A 22156-nucleotide genomic window follows, 5' to 3' on the forward strand; every position below is an offset into this window, starting at 1 on the left:
AAGGCTATAGTATTCTTATAGGTGCAAAATTCTTTCTATGGTGCTTCGTAATTCCATGAAGGCCAATAGCGCTGAGGTGTTCTTTTGTTCCGTATCCTTTATTTTTATACCAATTATATTGAGGATGTTTATTATGCAATTCTTCCATAAGTCGATCTCTTGTAACTTTTGCAACGATTGAAGCGGCTGCAATTGATATACTTAAACTATCACCATTCACTACAGACTTTGTTTGCCATTTCACTTCAAGTGGTTGGTTACCATCAACTAACACATAATCTAGTTCTAAATCTAAATTTACCAGCGCACGTTTCATTGAAATCTTTGTTGCTTGCAAGATATTGTATGAGTCTATCTCCTCTACACTTGCCATTCCTATACCAAATTTTGCAACAGACGTTATTTTTTCGTATAGAACTTGCCTACACTTAGGGGTTAGCTTTTTTGAGTCGTTTATTCCATCAATAACCGTATCTATATCAGTAAATATTACAGCTGCAGATATCACTGGACCGGCAAGCGGACCTCTTCCAACTTCATCTACTCCTGCTATAATTCCTGATAATGTATTTTCTAATGTGAAATCTGGATATTTCATAGTTCCTATAATAAGAAAGTTAAAGCAAAAATCGAACAAACGATAGAAATTATCCAAAATTTTATAACTATTGTATTTTCTGACCACCCTTTCTTTTCAAAGTGATGATGTATTGGTGTCATAAGGAAAATTCTTCTTCCTGCTCCATATCTAAATTTTGTATATTTAAAATATGATACCTGAATAATCACAGATAAAGTCTCTGTTACAAAGATTACTCCAATAATGGCAAGAAGCATTTCTTTTTTAATTAGAACACTAGTGAGTCCTAAAGCTGCACCGATTGATAGGCTCCCAACATCACCCATAAATATTTTTGCTGGATGTGTGTTAAACCACAAGAAACTTAAAATAGCTCCTATAAATGCAATGCAGAATAAAGTAATGTTTACATCTGCTTGAGTTACGTATGCAATTATTCCCAAAAAAGCAAAGGAAGTAATGGCTTGAGTTGCAGCAAGGCCATCCAGGCCATCTGTAAGATTCACAGCATTAGAAGAGCCGACAATTACAAATGCAGCAAACGGAAGATATAGATAGCCAAAGTCGATTGCTACCTCTCTAAATAGAGAAATTTTTGTAAAACCTTCAGCAGATTGTAGCTTAAGTATAAACATACAGACCAGAGTAACGACAAACTGAATAAGTATTTTGGTTTTTGCACTTAAACCTCGGTGGTGATTTGTCTTCAATTTTAAATAGTCATCAATAAATCCAAGTAGAGCAAAAAATACAGTTATAAATACCAGCAATGAAATTTCTGGTGTTAATTGAGTCCAAAGCAGGATTGGTAATAAAGCAGAAGTTAGTATTATTATTCCGCCCATAGGTGGTATATTCTTTTTTGTTATTAAATGGCTTTCTGGTCCATATGATCTGATTGGCTGTCCATCTTTACTTATCTTTTTTAGAAGTTTTATAAAATAGGGAAAGAGAATAAACCCAAAAATAAATGAGATAAAAAACGTCTTTGTAGCTGAGGTCACCTGCCTATTCAAAATTAACTAGGTATTATACCAAAAGCTTTACCTAATCTCAATTTATACCTTTTTATCAGCTCATTTTATTTGGAGTAAATTCAGTTATTGATTAGTTATAGCAAAGTTTGCATAAGGATCGTCTAGCATTCAGAATGCAGTATCAGGCAAGAACAAGCGTGGATATATCAAATTAGACAGTGATGAAGAATGGGATGAATTCTTTGATGGTAATAATGGTGCAACTCTCCTTGAAGGCAACAGTGTTACTGCAGAGCAGTTGCGTGCAAATAAAGAAGTCAAAATAGGTAAGAGACGTGAGCCAAAATCTTTATATGAAGAGTTAGTACCGCAATTGCAACGAAAGAGCTCTGAATCAGTCAAGGTTTTACAGCAGCCTTCAACAGATGCAACAAATGTGACAACAACACCAACTTCTACTTCTCAGAGATGCTCTTGACTAAATAAATAAGAAAAAGCGAAAATAGTATAACTTGCTTACAAGTGTAAGTAACTTGTACTTCTATGATGAATAACACAATACTACCAAGAAATTTCTATGAATGGCCAACTTTAACCGTAGATGGGGAGCTGCTAGGGAAGATGCTGAAATTTGCTAATTTTAGTGGAATAATAACTGAAGTTGAAGCGTATATAGGAATGGATGACCCATCTTGTCATGTAGCAAGAGGCTATACTAATCGAACCTCAGTAATGTTTGGTACGCCAGGGTTTTCGTACGTATATTTTATGTATGGAATGTACTACTATCTAAATATTTGTAACAGAAGTAGAAGGATTCCCAGCAGCAGTGTTAATACGAGGATTAAAGCTCACTGAACCGCTTGAAGCAAATTTAGGCGGGCCAGGGCATACTGTGCAAAAATTAAACATTACAAAAGAACATAATAAACAAGACCTTACTATAAGTCATGAATTTTGTCTCTATGAATATCACCTCAAACCAGACTGGCTTTATTGCATAGGACTGATAGGCATGTAAATCAAAGTAAATTTACGCAGATAATTTAAATTTAGCCATACCTATATCAGTAAATATGTTCAATAAGTAGCACTTAATTAACAGCTCTTTTTCATGATTTACCTCTGATTTATTTTTCAAGCTAAACACAAATATTTGCTTCAACCTATAGAAAAAGACTTCAATATAAGACCGTGCTCCATACTTAATTTTTTTCTTCCATTCATTAATACCATCTTCATAATTCTCATATGACCTAATTCTACTAATATACTCGTTTCCTTCTGATAAGTAATCAGCTAAACAAATTTTAGTATCCTTTCTAGGGCGAATAATAGGCACAATATTGTATTTTCTGCATTCTTTATACACACTTTTTATATCATAAGCCGCATCTGCTCGAATAGAACAAATATTATACTTATCACTGACTTCTTCTCACATATCACAGACCGGCAAATAGTCTACAGCAACACTACTAGTGTAGTTCATGCTTATTGCTTTCTTATCATTCACGTTTAAAACAACATGTAGTTTTCTTACTTGACCATAACCACTGTATTTTCTTTTTCGAGTATTAAGCTTACTGTGCCCACCGTTATTATTGTAGATACTAACTCTAGTGCTATCTACGGCAATTTCAATATTTTCAAAATCATCTTTATTGGCTCTATTGTCATCAATCTTCAAATTAAGCTTTTTAAATCTTCTGGAAGCTTGTGTATAGCTGATAATCTTAAGTTTTTTTGCCTATTTGTACCATATAACCTTTTACAAAACCTACAGCTTGCCTCAAGCCAATTCTAAAAAGATGAACTATTATGTGTATTAAAATCACAACCTTATCACTATAAGTAGTATTGCCACCTGCAACTTTTGGACTATTTTCATACCAATTTTCTATAGCTTGATTAACAAAATGAAAAATATTTCCTCTTTTTTTTGAGAAATTCGTTATATTCTCTTTGGTTGCTTACTCTCACTTTTTACAGCATAAGTTATGCTTGTTTGGAAAATGCCTATTCTACAACAAAATTCGTTAGTAGTCATATATTGAAAAGCTTTTCTTCTTACAATAACCTCTACCAACACTAGCTATGCAACAAAGCCAGCCCGACTAAGCTAAATAATGTAGAAGTGTTTTATCATTACTATCTGCAAAATTCTCCAATTTTATAATCAATTCTCTGCCCATACCAAGAATTAGAGATACAGCTATTTCAATATGAATATCATAATTCCTATTTTTCTTTTGTTCTTTCCCAATTCTTTCAATAGCCACTGTTAATAGCGAATAACCATCATTACTTGTTATATTCTATCCATCTTGACGAAATTTTTCAGCTAATGAATCACTTATATTTTCTGCTAAAATCGTGCTTTTTATACAATCAAGATTATTAGTACATATATTATAGTTTTCTTCTTGAGTTACTTTATTAATATAATCATATATGATTATTAGGTCTTGCTTATTGACTTTATTTTCTGAATTGCCTTGTAATCAAGAGAGTTCTATCTTACTAATTGCTCTGACCATACCAACGTTTCCCGCAACCAATAAACCTGAACTGGGTGTCTTTTCGCTTGTACTAGATTTAGCTTTGCAAACACTAGTAACTGTATCAAATTTATTTTTGAACATACTGCACCTCATAAATAATGATGCCGGTAGTGAATAAGGCTTTAGTAGATACCACTGTAATTTTTAAGCCTACAAAAATTCACCAGCGGCCGCATTGTATAGTAGATAATTTTTTGTGCTAGTAATATTTTTATAATTCCCACTTTTGCCTTGGTGCAAAGTCAAGAGAGTCTACATAGTTTCTCTGTAACCTTTCAATACCTGTCCATCCAACCATCACTGCATTGTCTGTACATAAATTGCTTGGAGGAGAAAGCACGTTCAAGTCTATGTGCTTTTTTAATCTCTCTTTCAGGAAATTATTTGCCGCAACTCCACCAGTAATTACAAAATCATTGATTTTAATATTTAAAGATACAGCGATACCAATAGCATTTCTGACTCTATCGAGTAATATGTCGCTAATACACTCTTGAAACGAAGCACACATATCACACACATCCTGTTCACTCATTACAAATTCTCGTGCTAAGTTTTTTACCGCTGTTTTAATTCCAGAAAATGAAAAATCACATCCAGAACGTTTTATCATTGCCCTTGGCAGCTTAAATCTCATACCATCACCTTTTTTAGCTAACTCTTCAATTAATGGACCTCCTGGATAGCTTAGACCCAGCATCTTAGCGACTTTGTCAAATGCTTCTCCTAATGAGTCATCAAGCGTTTCTCCAAGTTTGATGTATTTACCTACATCCTGTGCAATTAAAAATTGGCAGTGACCACCTGATATCAGAAGGACTAAAAACGGAAATTTAACCTCATATAGTAGTCTAACAACTAACGCATGTGCTTCTAAGTGATTAACTGCAATAAACGGTTTTTGTGTTACGTGTGCAATTGCTTTAGCTATCATTGTACCAACTATTAATCCACCTATGAGTCCTGGTCCTGATGTTGCTGCAATTGCATCCAAATCACAAAAATTAAGGTTATATTTTTCCATAGCACTTTTTATTAAACCACTTAAATGCTTCATATGAGCACGTGACGCTATTTCAGGTATTACCCCACCGCGTTTTTTGTGTTCTTCCTGAGAAAGAATTTCGTGAGCAAGGACTTGCTTATTACTATTTACAATTGCTGCTGCAGTTTCATCACAGCTTGTTTCAACAGCTAATATAGTTTTCATATATATTTGAACTCTTTAATTGTGAGAACTATAACTTGAAATGTTGAAGAAGTGAACTTTGTTCTGTTAAGCTAATTATCATCTCCAAATATAGAACCAATTTTTTTACTCCCAGAGGAAAATTTGTTAGTCCAGCTGCTTTGTACTTTATTTATATCTTTAAAGGCAGTTTTATCGCTATATTCCTTTACTTCTTTATCTATTCTCTCCATTATTTGTAGATTCAGGTAGCTCTTTTTCCATTGGTTGGTAGCAAGAAATAATTTATTTAAATCTTGAGTGCGAATTAGATATTCTTTATCTTTAGGATAAACTTCCTGAGCCCAAGCAAACAGCTCAAAATAGCGTGCGAATAACTCAGACGCACGTGATTTTGGAGTTTGATAAACTTGTATCTCTTCAAATATAATTTGACCAATAATTTTTTGTACCAGAATATTTGACTGCTTTAAGTTCTGCTCAATATCCTGATAAACTTTATAGAGAAATTCTTGCTCTAAGCTCAAGTTCAGTTCATTTTCAACCATATGTGAAAGTTCATGTACTATGATGTAAGGATTTGACCTTCTTAGCACAATAACATACTTATTTAAACCAGAAGAACGAATTGTCTTACACACTCCCTCTTCCATGTTCACTAATCCTTCTTGATATATTTCAAACGAGAGTCTATTTTGCTTTATTAGTGACAAAGTGAGGTTGAATGTATTTCTAAACTTCTCAAATTGATAGAGATATTTGACATATTGTATTAAGTTTTCACTATTTCCTACTTGAGTTGCTTGTTTTATTAAGTTCCTGATTAGCATGCTTCATGATTAAAGGAATTTTCTTTATGCTCAAGAATTATAAAGTGTTTTCAGGAAGTATAGCTAAAAAAGTTTAATTTACTTACATTCCGCTACTTATTATTAGCTAAGAGGCATCACGTCAGTATGACTTAGGAACGTACTAGATATAAAAGTGCAATATCAAATATATTTTACTAAAAATCAATCAACTTTTCACATGTTTGCTCTTCATAAAAGAAGCTCAATGTTATCGTAGTACCAAGTTTTGCTTCACTTTGAATGTTGAAAGTCCCACCCATTAACTCTACTAGTTTCTTGCTTAGAGGTAATCCGATACCTGTGCCTTCGTTTCTATATCCCGAATCTGCTTGGCCAAAAACGGACATAACTTTATATATGTCCTGCTGCATTATCCCTATTCCATTATCATGAAACTCAATAGTTAATAAATTTTTTTCTATATTCTCTTTAATAATCATTCTTATTAAACCACCTTGAGGAGTGAACTTGATTGCATTTGATAACAAATTTATTATAACTTGCTTCATTCTTTTTGGATCGGCGATAACTAATAATTGTTTATCAGATATCTCTTTCTTTAAACTAATACCTGTTTCTTTTAGTTTAGGTGATAACATTTTTAAGCACGAATCTATTATCTTATTCAGATTAAACTTCACTTTCTCTACTGTTAAACTACTTGATTCAGCTTTAGAAAAATCGAGCACATCATTAATCAAAGCAAGTAAATGTGTACCAGCATTATATATATCGTCTACGTATTCCTTGTATTCAGAGTGATCTACCGAACCTAAAGTTTCATTTTTGATCAACTTTGCAAATCCAATAATAGCATTCAGAGGTGTACGCAACTCATGTGTAACACTTGCAAAAAATTTTATCTTATTTGCGTTTTCTTGCTCTAATGCCTCTTTAACCCTTTGTAATTCAATATTAGTTTTATGCTGCTTGGCTAGCATTTGGGTATTGGAAAAGTGCAAATAAAGCATTATTAGTATTACGATAACCAGTAATAAGCCAATTAATATTGAAAATAGACTATATACCATAATATAAGAGTCATTATAGCTTTGAATGATCTTCAAAAAAAATGAAGGCTTAATGTCATCTTCATGAAATATAGGGAAAGTAGAAGTTAATGTATTTCCTGTAGCGTAAAATATTTCTTGATTGCTTAGCAATTTATCAATTTCATCATTTGTAAGCAACTGCTCACAGTCATGACCTTGAGTATTAAAATTACTGAAAATTACTCTGGCATTTTGATCATACAGTATTAAGCTAAAATTTCTTACTTTGCTTACTGATTGTAACAATTCAGCACGCAATTTTACCAACTGGTTCATGTAATCAAAACTGTTATATTTAGTATGATGTTTTTCTATTAGTAAATAATGATGTTTTTTTATTATACTATTTTCCAATATATCTTTTAAGTTTGCATTTGAATTGCGGTAAAAAGACAGAAAATTATTCTTTAATGAATAATTGCGGTATATTGTGCCCAATAAGACCACAAAAATTAATAAGAATAGCGAGATAATTTTTGTATCTCTATTTGTTTTTAGTGTAGTAAACATTAATTTACTTAATTTATACATATTCTTCTCATTTTCTTCTCATTGTGAAATAACGTCTTTTATGGTATTAATAAAAAATTAGCATATCATACTTTTATGACAATTTCTCCTATCTTGCCAGTTTATTCTCCTACTAACATAAATTTTTCTTATGGCAAAGGTATTTACTTGTATGATATCGATAATAAGCGCTATATAGATTTTCACTCTGGAATAGCTGTTAGCAGTTTAGGTCATGCCAACCCACGATTAACTGATGTCCTAAAATTACAAGGAGAAAAACTATGGCATATATCAAATACCTATAATATATCTACTGCCAACAAATTTGCAGAAAATTTAATAAACAACAGCTTTGCTAATACTGTATTTTTTGCAAATTCTGGATCAGAAGCAGTGGAATGTGGACTTAAAATCGCTAGGGCCTATCAAAATGGAAAAGGTAATAAAAATCGCTATAGAATTCTAACATTTCATGGTGCATTTCATGGAAGGACATTTTTAACTTGTGCAACAAACGATAGACAGAAATTTTCTGAATTACTGAATCCTTATATTGACTGGTGTGATAACATAGAGCCCAATATTGAGAGTGTAAAGAAAGCAATTTCTAATGGCATAGGTGTTATATTAATAGAACCAATACAGGGACAAGGTGGTATTAAAGTAATGAGTGAAGTCTTCATGAAAGAGCTAAGAGAACTATGTAACGAAAACGACATACTGCTATTTTTTGATTGCGTTCAGTGCGGTGCTGGCAGGACAGGAAAGTTATTTGCATATGAACACATAGGAATTAAGCCTGACATATGTGCTCTTGCAAAAGGAATAGGAGGAGGTTTCCCTCTGGGGGCTTGTCTTGCAACTGAAAAGGTTGCTAAGTACATGGCGGTTGGTATGCATGGTTCTACTTTTGGTGGTAATCCACTTGCAACTTCAGTAGGTAATGCTGTATTGGATGAATTGCTCAGCGCTGGCTTCTTAGAAAATGTTGAAGTTAGAGGTAAGTATTTAAAAAACAAACTAGAGGACTTAGCAAGCAAGTTTCCAATGATAGAAGAAGTGAGAGGGAAAGGGTTGATGCTAGGAATAAAAGTAAAAATGAATAACCAAAAATTTGCAGAAGAGCTAAGTCAACGTGGTTTACTTACTGTTGGAGTAACATCAGATAATGTTCTAAGAATCTTGCCTCCACTCATTATCACTGAAAAAGAGATTGATGAAGGCATTGAAATCCTCACTCAGTATTTATCTAAAAAGTTCTAGTTAAAAATTAAACCTTCCTGCTCACTAGTTGTTGGCTGTATCAAAATTGCAGATAAAGGAGTAGCTACAACTTTATCAGCTACTTCATTTGTACACTTTGCCTTTTCCTGTTCTATAAACCATACGCGTCAAGTTAAGGGAAAATGAGGAAATTTAGTGCACTCAAAGTTGATATTCTTGTTTTTCTATATTTGTCTTTTAAGGAGAATTTTGATCAGGTTAAGACGAGTTTTTTTGAGGAAAATTTGTACCTTACTGACTACACAATTTAATGTTAAGAATAGCTGTCTAACTCGCCTTTTAAGCTCAATAAATTCCTTTATTAGACTAAGTTCTGTACTCTTTTTTAGTTCTGTACAACCAACTATTCCATGAAATATAAGAATTGCGCACAATTTAGCGTATAGTTTACACCATACTCTGTATGGTTTTCCTGTAAGTTCGTCAAGCCTGATGTGACTCTTATACAATCTAAATAATAATTCAATCTGCCATCTTACTCGGTAAATTATTAATACCTGATCAGCACTAATTTTATTTTCTGGAACGTTAGTTATGAATATCGACCAATCCAGCAATTTTTGATTCTTTTGAGAAGATGTATATCCATGTGATTTTGCTAACCTATTAGCCCTTCTTCTAATTATAGACTGTTCTTCAGTTAATTTGTGACATATAATTCTCACTTTAATTTTTGTTTCTTTTCCTAATAGCACCTCATTTTCTAGAAACAATTTATCCTCTAAACATTCTAATAACTCTATTTTTTGATTTGTTTCTGTACCATATATGTTGGTACCAGATTTATAACGACTTATAAAATAAGCTCCGGCTCCATTGATTTGTTTAAAGGAACTTGGCACAAAATAACCCAAATCAGATATTAGTCAATCATTGCTCGATATATTGCTTAAATGTCTTCTATACCCCTGATCTGACCTTATTCCCTCAGTTATATTAAGCTGCTCTAATGTCTGGGTTAGGTAGTCAAAAACTAATTGTAACTTTATTCTATACTTAGTATTACTTTCATAAACACTGTAGCTAGTACCATAACCTTTATATATATTTTCCATACCATTAGGTATGGCTGATATAGCTACTATCCAATAGCTTAACACTTCTAAAGTGCTTCAAAATTCTGCAATCAACCTTTAAGATATTTTTAAATAAAACTAAAGACTCATTATACATTCTTTTCATAAATTCCACTGCTTCCTTGGTAAATCTAAAGTCCAGACCTTGTTTTGTTATATTTATCGAGTCTCCATTCAATAATTGACAAATTGTATCTATACTACAATTATCAATCCCTATATTACCCAAGACTATGGCTTTTACAAACGATGAGCCTTTTAGCTTCCTCTTTACTTTTTATGAATCCTGTTGTAGTTGAGATTTTATCTGCTTTTTCATTAAAAAATTCTTTGAGCTTTTTTGAGATGCAAACTATTCTTTTTATTGTATAAGTTCTCCATTTTGTTTGTTAAATTTAAGAGAACTTATATCTTCTTTTTCTTTTCTTTACACCAACTTTACCTCACTTCTTCTTAACTTGACACGTATGGTCTTGAATTGGAGACAGTGCCAACGATGTGCCATATTGCAATGTTTGTACAGTTGCGACTTAAGTCAATAAGGAAAGGTGCTATCCATTACCTCCTCTCTTGTCATCCCAGTATGGAATCCAGGAGTATAAAAATGGTGAATAAAATTTATGTAAAAAAATTGCTTGTGCTGACAATTGATTCTTAATATACTCGTTACATAATAATTTAATTTAGAGGTTGATATGCATGGTAACGATGATTCAGGCAAAAGAGTATTTGATAATACTGCTCCAGGAGGAGGAAAGATTAATCTGAAAAATTTGAGGGGTGAAAATGTTACAATAGATGATTTTAGAGACAGGATTAAACGTGAAGAGGAAAGAAAGAAAAATCAATCTAGTGGTCAAGGTAGTAGTAAGTAATTATGTTAATTTAATTTAGGGGGTGGTGTTATGCCTAGTAAAAGTAAAATAAATCGAGAATTAGTAAGAGCGTTTAACGTTATTATTCATTATAATAATGCTATTGCTACTAATCTGGTCGTAGAAAAAGGTTCTTACAGGGATCATATAGTTATCTCATTTGATGAAAACATGAATAAAGAGAAATGCATGAACTACCTGAGTAAGTTGAAAGAAAGTATAGTAGATAAGTATTATGGAGAATATGAAACAGGTGAGAGGTATGATGTAGCTAGATTGTCTTTTGATATGGATTCTTTTCCTTTTAAAGGTGATAAAAAGCTTTTAAAAAAAGATAAAGGGAAATATAAATTTTCAATACCAATAGATAATAAGGTGGTTTTTAATTTAAAATGTTTGGTAGCCAATGAATTTGTACATAGTCGAAAGAACTATTTAGTAAAAGAAGATCCAGATTCTATGGATAAGTATTGGGGGGAGGAGTTAGAAGTTAAGGATGGAAAAAATCACCTATATGCTGTACGTTTTGATTCCAATGGTAGAGAATTACAAGACAGGTTTAAAGATTTATTGTTATCAAAGATAAGAGAGTATAGGAAGTATCCTGAGGAAGCTTTAGAAATCAAGGGTAATGAGATACGTATAAAGTCAAACGTTTTTGATGAGATCCAGTTCATTAACAATATTGTAAGAGAAATCTCAATGATTGAGTATCGTGTTTTTGAAGTTTCAAATGATGATAATCCACTTTTTGTAGACGCAAAATTTTCGTTCATTGATTTATGTCGCAAAGCAGTCAGGTCAGTTAATACTACAATGCGTGTCCCTTGCTCTGATAAAGGACGCGCTGACTATCTGAGCAAAGGAGAAAAGTCAATTTTAATCCCTGCTTTTAAGTATAATGATGATCATCTTATACTTTTAAAAAGAGAAGAGGTTGATCATCTTAATAAGATATTTGGCATGGATGTATTAAATAATATGGAAGATTATATTGACGAGAGTGTGCTATCAAAGCTAGAGCTTAGTGGTGAAGGAATATATGCAATAGATTGTGCTAATCCAGACATTGCTTACTGTGTGATGAATAAAGTCATAGAAAGCTCTGTAATCAATGAGGATTACAAACTGTCCATTGATCCTGCGCGTGTGCCAGCTATGAAACCACAAACTCTTGCCCCTTCTGAAGAAAGAGTAGAGACGGATAAACAAGGTGCAGATACAAGTGCAGATAGTGGTTTTGTTGATTTACCTAATAGTTCAGTTAGAAGTAAATCATATACTGGAAACTTAAGCAAATTCCTTAGGCCCGACCACTATGGTGAAGGTAAAGGTGGGGATGATGCTTCACCACGATCTTCTTCTAATAAGCCCAAAACAAAATTTAACCAACCTTCTATATCACAGCCTGACCAATGTCCTACAAAAAAGCGGACATCAACTAGTAAAAAATCAGCTTGTTGTATTTCATAGCTAAAGAAAATTAGACTATTCGAGGACGAATTGTGAATGAAAGTTTATTTGCCAAGGTAGAGCTGCCTTGGCCTACAAATCTTGGTTTCTTTATCGTTTACCATTTCATACCACTGGGCAACCCAACCAGTGGTTCTCGCGAGTGCAAAAATGGGTGTAAACATACTGGAAGGGATACCAATAGCATTCATTATTATACCTGAATAAAAATCAACGTTTGGATACAACTTACGTGTAATAAAATACTCATCCTTTAAAGCTATCTCTTCAAGTTTTTTTGCAATTTCAAGTAATTCGTTGTTTTGCTCTAGTTTGCTTAAAATCTTATGACAAGCATCCTTTAATATAAGCGCACGCGGATCATAGTTTTTATAAACACGATGCCCAAATCCCATTAGCTTAAATGGATCTTTATCATCTTTAGCTTTCTCAATGAATCTATCTACACTTCCACTTTGCTCTATCTCTTTGAGCATATTTATAACTGCCTCATTAGCTCCACCGTGTGCTGGACCCCAAAGTGTAGCAACTCCTGCAGAAAGGCTTACAAATAGATTAGAACCGGCTGACCCTACCAACCTGACAGCTGCTGTAGAAGCATTCTGTTCATGATCAGCATGGAGAGTAAATATTTTATCCAGGGCTTTTACAAAAAGGGTGTTATTAACAGCACCGCCAAATATCATATTTAAGAAATTCTCACTATAACTTAATTTATTATTAGCATTTATGAATTCCTGATTGTTGATATGTCTATAAATCATAGCAACAATTGCAGGAACTTTTGCTATTGCAGAAATTCCAAAATCTAAATCTTCACCATTGACATTTTTGCCATGCATTTCATGGTAAGACGCTGACAAATTTGCAAAACATGCAACTAAAATCGACATAGGGTGAGCAGTTTTTGGAAATGCTTTGATTACATTTGTAACTTGCTCTGATACTTTGGATGATTCTTGTATTTTGAGAAGAAATTTTTTGTGTTGCTCTGAACTGGGTAATTCACCATAGAGCAATAAATAAATCACAGCAGTAAAATTATTATCCTCTGCCAAATCAGCTATATTATGTCCCCTATATTTAAGAACTCCTTCATCTCCATCAATAAATGTAATTGAAGAAGAACATGAAGCTGTGGAAACAAATCCTGGATCGTAAGTGAATAATCCTGTCTTCTTATATAAATCCTTAATATTTAACACATCAGGACCTACTGTTCCACTCAATACGGGGAGGTCAATTTTTGACCCATTACTTAGTTCCAATAACGCTTTTTTATCTATCACTTGAGCTACTTAATTTTATACAAAATATACAAACTGAAGAGTATATATTAATACAGCTAACTTTACATTAACCGTATCAAGCGGTCATCAATGCTTTTACTTTTGCATTTAAGCGACTTATTTTACGCGCAGCAGTATTCCTATGAATGACACCTTTATTTACACATTTGTGTAAATTGGATTCAGCATTCCGAAATGCCAAGACAACATTGTCTTTATCACCAGAATTGATTATATCAACTAATCTTCTAATAGCAGTACGAGTCTTGCTTTTTCGCATCTTATTTACTAAAGTACGCTTTGCTATTACCTTCATCATTTTTTTAGCACTCTTATGATTCGCCATATATTAATACCTGTACTTTTCTCTTAATTATAAAGTTTTTTTGTTAATTTGCAATATCAGTTTTTTCTGCAATTAATCTACTACTTCTTTCTTCAATGATTTTTTCTAAACTTTGCAAGAATTCATTTTTGTTTAACCCAGGATATATGGGAGGTAATATTTCTATTACCGCCTTTCCGGGATTCTTTCTCAGAGAAAGTATGCTTTTTGGCCAAAACAAACCAGTGTTTAAAGCAATCGGTAACACAGGAACAGATAATACGCTATATAAAGCAGCAATACCCGATTGATATTTCATATTTTGGTTTATAGTTGTTCTTGTACCTTCAGGAAATATTATTATGCCTCTATTTTCTTTTATACACACTTTTGCTAATTTCATGATATGACGCACAGAACTAATACCATCTGAGCGGTTAATAAAAATCATTTTTAATGCCATGAGATGCAAACCAATGAATGGAATCCATTTCAATTCACGTTTTAAAATAAAAACTGCTTTTCTAAAGAGTAGTATAAAAATAAATGTTTCAAATGGAGATTGGTGTTTAGATGCAATTATAAAAGGTTGCTTAGGAATGTTTTCCATTCCCCTCACTTCATATTTAATGCCACATAATAAACGCAACATGAACAACACAACTCTCACCGAGCAAACAAGGAAAATGGTTATTACACACTCAGGAAAGAAAATTACAGGGAGAGTAATTAAAGTATAGAATACTTCCCATAATATAAGGAATAAATTAAACAATAAACTTGTAATCACAAACACACGTAAACTTATTTGAATTTAACTTTACTACAAAACTAAAAGCAATAAGTTTAATTATTGATCATCTGAGTAATAGGATGAGAATCAGCTAATTTGTCCTTTAACTTTTCGTTAGCAATATGAGTATATATTTGTGTTGTGGAAAGATTAGTATGGCCAAGAATTTTTTGTATCAGCACAATATTTGCTCCGCTATTCAGTAGATGGGTAGCAAGAGAATGCCTAACCACATGTGGAGAGATTTTATTTTCATCAATATCGCACTTTCTTGCTAATTCCTTTATTAATTGACCAACTCTTTGCCTTGTAATTGGTTTATTAGGTTTATCACCTGGGAATAGCCAATCAGATTTTTTGTTGTTAGGGAGCAGATCGTCACGAATTGATAAATAATCTTTAAGGCTTTGCAATGCTTGCTCATTAAAAAAGATTTGCCTTTCTCTACCACTTTTTCCTTTTATTATTATATAGCCTTCTTTACCTTTACTGTTTACTAAATGTGATACTTCACATAACTTCATATTAATCAGTTCAGAAACACGCATCCCGGAAGAGTAAAGGATATCTAAAATTGCACATAGCCTTTTACTGCTTATCTTTTTATTCGATCCGCTTGCTGATTTTTTTACTGTTTCCATGAGCAAAAATATTTCTTGAACACTTAAATGCTTAGGCAAAGGACGGGAAACCTTTGGATTTCTTAATTCATTATCACTAGCTGGTGCTGGATTAAAGTCTATTATTCCATCATTAAATAGGCACTTATAGAAATTTTTGATAGCAGATATTTTTCTTGATATAGAGCTAGTTTTATATTTCTTTTGTGTACGTAAAAAGTTTACATAATCTTTAATATTAGCTTTACTTGCACCAACTAAGGTAGTGCCTCCTTCTAATAAAAATTTTTCAAGTTGGTGTAAATCTGAACGATAACTTTCCAAAGTATTTTGTGTAGAGGATTTTTCGGAAACCAAAGTATCTATGTAATACGTTATGTAAAGATTCTCTTTTTTATTTTGTAGTTGTTTATTTTTCATTATCAGCTCCTATATTTATTTCTTTGACTACAATCTGATTGAAAGTATTTTTTGTCTTTTTTGTAAGAAAATATGAGATAAGCAAAGCATTTATCAATAAAGCAAGTACTACAAACCTTTGTTTTAACCTTTTTTTTAAATTTGATCTTATTTTTACCATGTTTTCATTATAACATCAAATCTATAAAAAACATCCTGTAAAGTAAGTTTTACTATCGTATAAAATATCCCTTAGCTATGTCTGTTTATTCTTATTACATCACAGCATTTATTATAGTTTAAGAATAAAGAAATAGCGATTCCAACTTCATTATTGCATGGTTATTAATAAATTTCTAATATATAGAATAAACACTCTACAAAAAAAGCAATCAACTGGCACCTTTTTTTAATAAAGTGTTAATAAAAGGAATGGTTACATTTGATCCCATAGATTCATTATCTATTTTTTCTATAACTTTATTAATGCTGTGGAAAGAACGTTCTATTCTTGCTAGAATATAATCAATTACCTTTAGATCAATTTTTAACTGTTTATCTGAAAATTGTTTTATTAGCATTATTCTTAATAATTCCTCGCTTGCAGGTAAAATTTTTACGCTGATAGTTGATAATATTCGCGAGCTTAAATCTTTTAGTTTGAAATTAAGCTTTTTCGGTAAAATCGAAGAAGTAATTAGCAGTCTCTTATCATTTTCTTTCATGTAATTATAACAATGTAATAACATTTCCTCATCTTTAATGTTTTGTACATCTTCTAAAATAAACGCATCGCTGTACCTTATTTCACTTACAAAATTATTTACATCAATGAAAATAGCATCGTTTTTTGATTGCCAGATATGAGCAAGGTGGGTTTTCCCAGAGTTTTTAGGCCCAAACAGAATTAAGCATTTCCAAGATAAATCATTAATTATCGAGTTATATATGTGCTTGTTTTCGTCTAAGACGATATAATTTTGCCAACAATAATCAACTTGATTATTGTTAAATAAATTTAATTGCACGTAAAGCCTCTTACATTACTACTTTTTGATAATAATTTTTGCATAAAAATTTACTTGCATCTCTCAAATGTATCAGAGGTCCTTTTTCTTTTTATCGTGAACTAATTAGCCATTTTTATAAAGCTCACTTTCAAAATATTTATTAACTGTATATTCTACTAATACACTGAACATTGCTATTATTGGAATAAAAAATAATATACCTATAAACCCAAAATATGAGGTACATATGACAACTCCTAAAATCATGATAATTGGATGTATATGAACTTTTTTTCCTATTAATAAAGGCACTAATATGCTTGAATCTATTAATTGACCAACACTAAATAATAGCAAGACAGCAGCACTTTCAAACCATCCACTAAATTGAGTAATGGTGCTCAAAAATCCGATAATAGTGTATAATAATGGCCCTATATAGGGTATAAATGTTAATGTCCCTGATAAAATTCCAATAGCTACAGAATGCTTCAGCCCAATTATGCTAAGGCCCACGGAGTAAAAGATCATCATAACTATACATACGTTTAGCTGTCCCTTTAGGTAATTAGATATAATCAAATCTACTTTGGAAAAATAACCTACAGCTTTTTCTCTGTAAAGAATGGGAATTAGTTTACTAACCTTTTCTACAATTGAAGGCCAATCACGTAATACATAAAAAAACACCATAAGCGTAATAGCTATTAATGATACCATGTAAATAAAACTAAAGCTTGAACTTAGCACTTGAATTATAAGATTACTGCCCATGCTAAGAGCATTTATAAAATAAGATATATAATCACTGTAATTTTCTACTAGATTTTTAGACAAGTGACCAAATAAACTATCTTCAGTTTTTATATTAAGAAATTCTAGCACAGAAGGAATCACTTTAAGTTTTAGTGAAGGTATCTTATTCACTAAGAAATTTAATATTAAAGTAATTTGAAAATATATAATAGGTAAAACAAACGTAATAACTAATATAAAAGCTATCAATAAGGCAAGTGTTATAAAAACTACAGAACATGAACGCGGTATTCTGTATTTTTCAAACTTGGTTACTAGAGGGTTAAACAAATGTGCAACAAAAACGGATGTTAGACACGGAGCAATTATAGGACGCATCAAAAACAATGCCCCTATTATAAAAAGTAGTACACAACAAATAGTTATATGACGTTTTTGCATATGTCTAACATAGTCAATTTACCAAAAAATATACAGTTTTTTGTAAATACTATCTATGCATTGTTTTATTAAGTATCAGATCAGCTAAATTTTCATCCAATTCACAACCAGATAAAACTCCGTTGTGCGGGTCATATTCAAAGCTTTCCAAATTAACGATTTTGGTCAAATTGTTATTTAACGATTGATTATCTTCTAGTCCTTTTGCTAATTGCGCAGGATATGGTATTAAGGTGTCTCTTTCATGATTAATGATCGCTATTAATATATCATTTTTGTAGCTTTTGTATATTGCTTACTATATCAAAGTCTAAACTTAGGACCTTAAGCATTTTTTTAACAAACAAGAGGGTAATATGCTTAGAATTTTTGTCTGAGAAATTGGAAAATGCTTTATTGAATTGTAAAAAGAGCTGAAAGTGCTGGTAAAAATAATACCTCCGAGCTTAATATCTCTGTCTGTAAAATATTTCAGCACTTCTGATGCAATTGCTTCTCCAAAGGAATGGCCGAGAAGTATAATGTTTTCAGGCTTCACACCATTGTCAATTAATTTACTGATTTCTTTTACTGAAGGCTGAGACAAGCTTTGATTCTTATTTATAAGGTGCAAGTTAAAGCTGCTAAGATGGCTAAGCTTGATGTCCTAGATTTCATTGGATTAGTAAGTAATATTAAAGTTTGTAATAGTATTGATATTCCTAAAAACAAGAAACTAGCTGTTGCGTAAGTTATATAGTTTTGAAATGCAATTGGGTATTTATGTGCATGAGTGTGAAAATTAGACCTATGGAGATATGTAGATCTATCTTGTATATACCTGGCCACATTCTTATAATTATCACCTATTCCATGAAAAAATATAAGATGTATCTCATTTTCTTTATTATACTTAGCAACGTGTATTATTTTCCTCTAGCATATATTAGACCTAGTGAAAGAATATTCTTTTTTGAGAATTGGATCAACTTTTTTAAAATGCTAGATGACTTGTATTAACACCGAAAATGGTAAGCATGTACACTAACAGACTTGAGGAATACAAGATAGCAGCATTAATAGTTGCAGCAGGAGTAGGCAGTAGATGCAATGCCAAAATCCCTAAACAGTATATAAAATTGGCAGGTAAGTCTGTTTTATTTCACACAATTAGGAAATTCTTAGCTAATCAGTACATAAGTTACATAAGAGTGGTAGTGAATGAAAGTCAAAAAGATTTCTATAAAGAAGTTGCGTCATCAACTATAGATACTAAATTGCTGAGTCCAGTATGTGGAGGAAAAAGCAGGCAGAGTTCAGTTGAACTTGGACTGGAGAGTTTGCAAAAGATCAATCCAGATTTTGTTATTATACACGACGCTTGTAGGCCTTTTGTATCAAATATTCTAATAAACAACTTGATTGAATCTATGATTAATGGTCAATATACAGGAGTAGTTCCAGCAATAGAAGTCGAGGATACTATATCGTTGGTGAGTAATAATTTCATTGAATCTACGATTTCAAGAGAAAAACTTAGAGCCATGCAAACTCCTCAAATTTTTAATTTCAGAGAATTATTATCGTGCCATCAATCAGTCAAAGAATTTACTGATGATTCATCACTAATAGTGGAGCATAAAAAACATGTTGCGATTATTGAAGGTGAGAAAAAGAATTTTAAGTTAACTACAAAAGAGGATATCAATATGGCAAAACTTCTCTTTGGAGAGCCAAAATTCCGTGTAGGAACCGGTTATGATATACATAAATTTGTTAAAATTCAAAATGATGCTAAGAGCTTTATAAAAATTTGCGGTGTGGAAATTGAGCATAATATGGCAATAGAGGCACATTCCGATGGTGATGTTGCAATACATGCAATCGTTGATGCAATACTCGGAGCACTAGGATTTGGCGATATAGGAGAACATTTTCCTCCTAATTCCTCTAAATGGAAGGATTGCAATTCATCTCATTTTCTTGACTTTGCTGCTAAAAAAGCACAGGAAAAAGGATATAGCGTGTCTAATTTAGATATTACTATAGTTTGTGAAGAGCCTAAAATATCGCCTTACAAAGCAGGAATGAAGGAATTCATATCAAAAATATTAGAAATTAATGGTGAATTCGTAAGTATCAAAGCAACCACAGCGGAAAAATTAGGTTCTATTGGCAGAAATGAGGCAATAGCAACGTATGCTTCTGTGCTATTGCGTGCAAATTTTTATTGAAGGTAGAAACGAAACAACTTACTTGACAAACTCCACCATTTCACTTCCATTGCAAGGAAACTGGGAAGGTTTCTCAAGAAATTTCTATGAGCTACTTTCGACATTAATAGCTGATTCAAGTCTTCTATTCAAAATTTTCAATATAAAATCCAATTCATTTGAGTTGTTATAACGTATCATGACTTTACCCTTAGAATTACTTTCACTAATTTTGATCTTTAAACCAAGCTGAGAAGATATAGCTCCTTCTAATGCTGCCATATCTTGATATTTAGCACACTTATGCTCTTTTCGGTCGTTATTTTGTTGTAAGTCTTTTATCAATTTTTCAGTTCTCCTAACGCTCAGGCCCTGAGAAACTATTCTTTCTGCAATACTTTCCGCATTTTCAACATTAATCAATGCTCTTGCATGACCCATAGACAATTTTTTCTCGTTGATCATTGTTTTTACTCCATTAGGGAGTGACAGCATTCGTATCATATTGGTTATGTGACTGCGGCTTTTACCTAAAGTTAAGGCTAATTCTTCGTGTGTATAGGAGAATTCATCTATTAGTTTTCTGTACGCCTCACCTTCTTCTATTGGATTAATATCTTGCCTCTGTATGTTTTCAATTATCGATACTTCTAAGCATTCCTTGTCATTTAAATCTTTTATGATAACCGGCACACTATCAAGATTTATGACCTTACTTGCCCGCCAACGACGTTCCCCTGCTACTATTTCATAACCTTCATTATTTGGATCTTTGCGCACCACAACAGGTTGTATTATACCATTTTTCTCTATCGAACCTGCAAGTTCTTTTAATGACTCCTTATCAAAATATTTTCTCGGCTGAAATTTGCTCGGGTGTAGTAATGAAATAGGTAACCGATCTTCTTTATTACCATAATTATCTCCTATGAGGCCAGCAAGACCTCTACCTAAGCGCCTATTGTCCTTCACGCTGCACCCTCACTTATCAGCTTTTTCTCTTTACAGATGCTCATGTGTTTCTTTAAAATCTCTTTTGCCAAACTTATATATGCTTGTGCACCAGGACACTTAAGATCATATACAATAGCAGGTTTTCCATGAGAAGGCGCTTCTGATAACCGTACATTACGTGGAATAATGGTCTCATACAAGGGGATAATAGTTTTATATACTTTATCATCTAAATATTGGCAAATATCATTTTTAATCTGCTCACTAAGTTTGTTGCGTCTGTCATACATTGTGAGCAATATTCCCTCTATTAACAGGAAAGGGTTTAGGTTATTTCTTTTTATCAGCTCTACAGTCTTAACTAAATGGCTCAATCCTTCCAGAGCGAAAAATTCACACTGAAGAGGAACAATAATCGAGTCAGCAGCGGTCAGAGCATTGATAGTAAGCAGACCAAGTGATGGAGGACAATCGATAATTATGTACTCATAATTATTACGTACTTTCTCTAGCGTATCTTTTAGTACGAATTTTCCCTGCTCAAGTTGTGATAGCTCAATTTCTGCAGCTGATAAGTCAACCACTGATGAAATCAGCGATAGATTTGGAATTTCCTTTATATTGAAAATTGCCGATTCCACCAATTCACTTTCGCTGCTCAGCAGTATTTTATATATATTTTTTTCTTCCCTGCTACGATAAGAAATCCCAAGCCCTGTACTAGCATTTCCTTGAGGGTCAAGATCCACCAGTAAAGTACTTTTTCCCACAGCAGCAAAGGCTGTTGATAAATTTATACTAGTTGTAGTTTTACCAACTCCACCCTTTTGATTTACTACTGCAATGATCTTGCTCACGCCTTTTATCTTATGTATGAAATAACTCTATTGTATATATGCAAGAAATTTTTGCATTAGAAAATTTTTTTTGTTGCCAATCATGC

The 22156-nt window shown here is 32.4% G+C and carries 20 protein-coding genes and 4 pseudogenes; 6 read left to right on the top strand and 18 right to left on the bottom strand.

Annotated features, from left to right (window positions below; all coding sequences use genetic code 11):
- Window positions 1-4 precede the first annotated feature (4 nt).
- A complete protein-coding gene (locus wTKK_RS02215) occupies window positions 5-598 on the bottom strand; it encodes a ribonuclease HII (RefSeq protein ID WP_407511816.1) in 594 nt (197 codons plus the stop codon).
- Between the two features lie 5 nt (window positions 599-603).
- A complete protein-coding gene (mraY, locus tag wTKK_RS02220; protein WP_407511817.1) occupies window positions 604-1584 on the bottom strand; it encodes a phospho-N-acetylmuramoyl-pentapeptide-transferase in 981 nt (326 codons plus the stop codon).
- Window positions 1585-1855: 271 nt separating this feature from the next.
- Between mraY and wTKK_RS02225 the strand changes: the two genes are divergently transcribed.
- Entirely contained in the window at window positions 1856-2035 is a 180-nt protein-coding gene (locus wTKK_RS02225; protein ID WP_407511818.1) for a hypothetical protein, read from the top strand.
- Between the two features lie 68 nt (window positions 2036-2103).
- Window positions 2104-2578, top strand: a pseudogene (locus tag wTKK_RS02230) (DNA-3-methyladenine glycosylase).
- 12 nt (window positions 2579-2590) lie between these two features.
- Here the strand turns inward: wTKK_RS02230 and wTKK_RS06230 are convergent.
- From wTKK_RS06230 to wTKK_RS02270, 6 genes and pseudogenes are all read right to left on the bottom strand, one after another.
- Window positions 2591-3540: pseudogene (locus wTKK_RS06230) on the bottom strand (IS5 family transposase).
- Window positions 3541-3674: 134 nt separating this feature from the next.
- Window positions 3675-3839 carry a hypothetical protein gene (locus tag wTKK_RS02250; RefSeq protein ID WP_407511820.1) on the bottom strand — a complete coding sequence of 55 codons (165 nt, stop codon included), beginning with the start codon at window positions 3837-3839 and terminating at the stop codon, window positions 3675-3677.
- Window positions 3840-4061: 222 nt separating this feature from the next.
- Entirely contained in the window at window positions 4062-4202 is a 141-nt protein-coding gene (locus wTKK_RS02255; RefSeq protein ID WP_407511822.1) for a hypothetical protein, read from the bottom strand.
- A gap of 130 nt (window positions 4203-4332) precedes the next feature.
- A complete protein-coding gene (gene tsaD / locus wTKK_RS02260; protein WP_407511823.1) occupies window positions 4333-5331 on the bottom strand; it encodes a tRNA (adenosine(37)-N6)-threonylcarbamoyltransferase complex transferase subunit TsaD in 999 nt (332 codons plus the stop codon).
- Between the two features lie 71 nt (window positions 5332-5402).
- A complete protein-coding gene (locus wTKK_RS02265) occupies window positions 5403-6140 on the bottom strand; it encodes a WD_0702 family putative metalloprotease (protein ID WP_407511824.1) in 738 nt (245 codons plus the stop codon).
- A 176-nt stretch (window positions 6141-6316) separates the two neighbouring features.
- A complete protein-coding gene (locus wTKK_RS02270) occupies window positions 6317-7744 on the bottom strand; it encodes a sensor histidine kinase (protein ID WP_407511825.1) in 1428 nt (475 codons plus the stop codon).
- A 75-nt stretch (window positions 7745-7819) separates the two neighbouring features.
- Here wTKK_RS02270 and wTKK_RS02275 point away from each other — a divergent pair, with 75 nt between their 5' ends.
- Window positions 7820-8989 (top strand): aspartate aminotransferase family protein, encoded by a 1170-nt coding sequence (locus tag wTKK_RS02275; RefSeq protein ID WP_407511827.1) that lies wholly within the window; start codon window positions 7820-7822, stop codon window positions 8987-8989.
- 133 nt (window positions 8990-9122) lie between these two features.
- On the opposite strand, the pseudogene wTKK_RS02280 reads toward wTKK_RS02275, so the two are convergent.
- Window positions 9123-10451: pseudogene (locus wTKK_RS02280) on the bottom strand (IS4 family transposase).
- A gap of 330 nt (window positions 10452-10781) precedes the next feature.
- On the opposite strand from wTKK_RS02280, the gene wTKK_RS02285 reads away from it, so the two are divergent.
- Together wTKK_RS02285 and wTKK_RS02290 are read left to right on the top strand one after the other, a co-directional pair.
- On the top strand, window positions 10782-10961 hold the full coding sequence (locus tag wTKK_RS02285) for a hypothetical protein (protein ID WP_407511828.1): 180 nt from the start codon (window positions 10782-10784) through the stop codon (window positions 10959-10961).
- Window positions 10962-10991: 30 nt separating this feature from the next.
- Window positions 10992-12434 carry a hypothetical protein gene (locus wTKK_RS02290; RefSeq protein WP_407511829.1) on the top strand — a complete coding sequence of 481 codons (1443 nt, stop codon included), beginning with the start codon at window positions 10992-10994 and terminating at the stop codon, window positions 12432-12434.
- Between the two features lie 44 nt (window positions 12435-12478).
- Here the strand turns inward: wTKK_RS02290 and wTKK_RS02295 are convergent, their stop codons facing one another.
- The 7 genes and pseudogenes from wTKK_RS02295 to wTKK_RS06235 form a co-directional block, all read right to left on the bottom strand.
- A complete protein-coding gene (locus wTKK_RS02295) occupies window positions 12479-13720 on the bottom strand; it encodes a citrate synthase (RefSeq protein ID WP_407512212.1) in 1242 nt (413 codons plus the stop codon).
- Window positions 13721-13799: 79 nt separating this feature from the next.
- Complete coding sequence (gene rpsT / locus wTKK_RS02300) at window positions 13800-14069, bottom strand: 30S ribosomal protein S20 (protein WP_407511830.1); 270 nt, start codon at window positions 14067-14069, stop codon at window positions 13800-13802.
- 43 nt (window positions 14070-14112) lie between these two features.
- Complete coding sequence (locus wTKK_RS02305; protein WP_407511831.1) at window positions 14113-14838, bottom strand: lysophospholipid acyltransferase family protein; 726 nt, start codon at window positions 14836-14838, stop codon at window positions 14113-14115.
- A gap of 56 nt (window positions 14839-14894) precedes the next feature.
- A complete protein-coding gene (locus wTKK_RS02310) occupies window positions 14895-15881 on the bottom strand; it encodes a site-specific tyrosine recombinase (protein WP_407511832.1) in 987 nt (328 codons plus the stop codon).
- 371 nt (window positions 15882-16252) lie between these two features.
- A complete protein-coding gene (locus tag wTKK_RS02315; protein WP_407511833.1) occupies window positions 16253-16888 on the bottom strand; it encodes an HdaA/DnaA family protein in 636 nt (211 codons plus the stop codon).
- 105 nt (window positions 16889-16993) lie between these two features.
- A complete protein-coding gene (locus wTKK_RS02320) occupies window positions 16994-18067 on the bottom strand; it encodes an AI-2E family transporter (RefSeq protein WP_407511834.1) in 1074 nt (357 codons plus the stop codon).
- A gap of 49 nt (window positions 18068-18116) precedes the next feature.
- Window positions 18117-18973, bottom strand: a pseudogene (locus wTKK_RS06235) (alpha/beta hydrolase family protein).
- Between the two features lie 101 nt (window positions 18974-19074).
- Here wTKK_RS06235 and ispD point away from each other — a divergent pair.
- On the top strand, window positions 19075-20280 hold the full coding sequence (gene ispD / locus wTKK_RS02325; protein ID WP_407511835.1) for a 2-C-methyl-D-erythritol 4-phosphate cytidylyltransferase: 1206 nt from the start codon (window positions 19075-19077) through the stop codon (window positions 20278-20280).
- A gap of 84 nt (window positions 20281-20364) precedes the next feature.
- On the opposite strand, the gene wTKK_RS02330 is transcribed toward ispD, so the two are convergent.
- Window positions 20365-21231, bottom strand: a complete 867-nt coding sequence (locus wTKK_RS02330) for a ParB/RepB/Spo0J family partition protein (RefSeq protein ID WP_407511837.1) — start codon at window positions 21229-21231, stop codon at window positions 20365-20367.
- Window positions 21228-22070, bottom strand: a complete 843-nt coding sequence (locus wTKK_RS02335) for a ParA family protein (RefSeq protein ID WP_407511838.1) — start codon at window positions 22068-22070, stop codon at window positions 21228-21230. Before wTKK_RS02335 ends, wTKK_RS02330 begins: the two co-directional genes overlap by 4 nt.
- Window positions 22071-22156: the final 86 nt, after the last annotated feature.

The sequence above is a fragment of the Wolbachia endosymbiont of Trichogramma kaykai genome (assembly GCF_045765165.1).
In the GTDB taxonomy this organism is placed as follows: domain Bacteria; phylum Pseudomonadota; class Alphaproteobacteria; order Rickettsiales; family Anaplasmataceae; genus Wolbachia.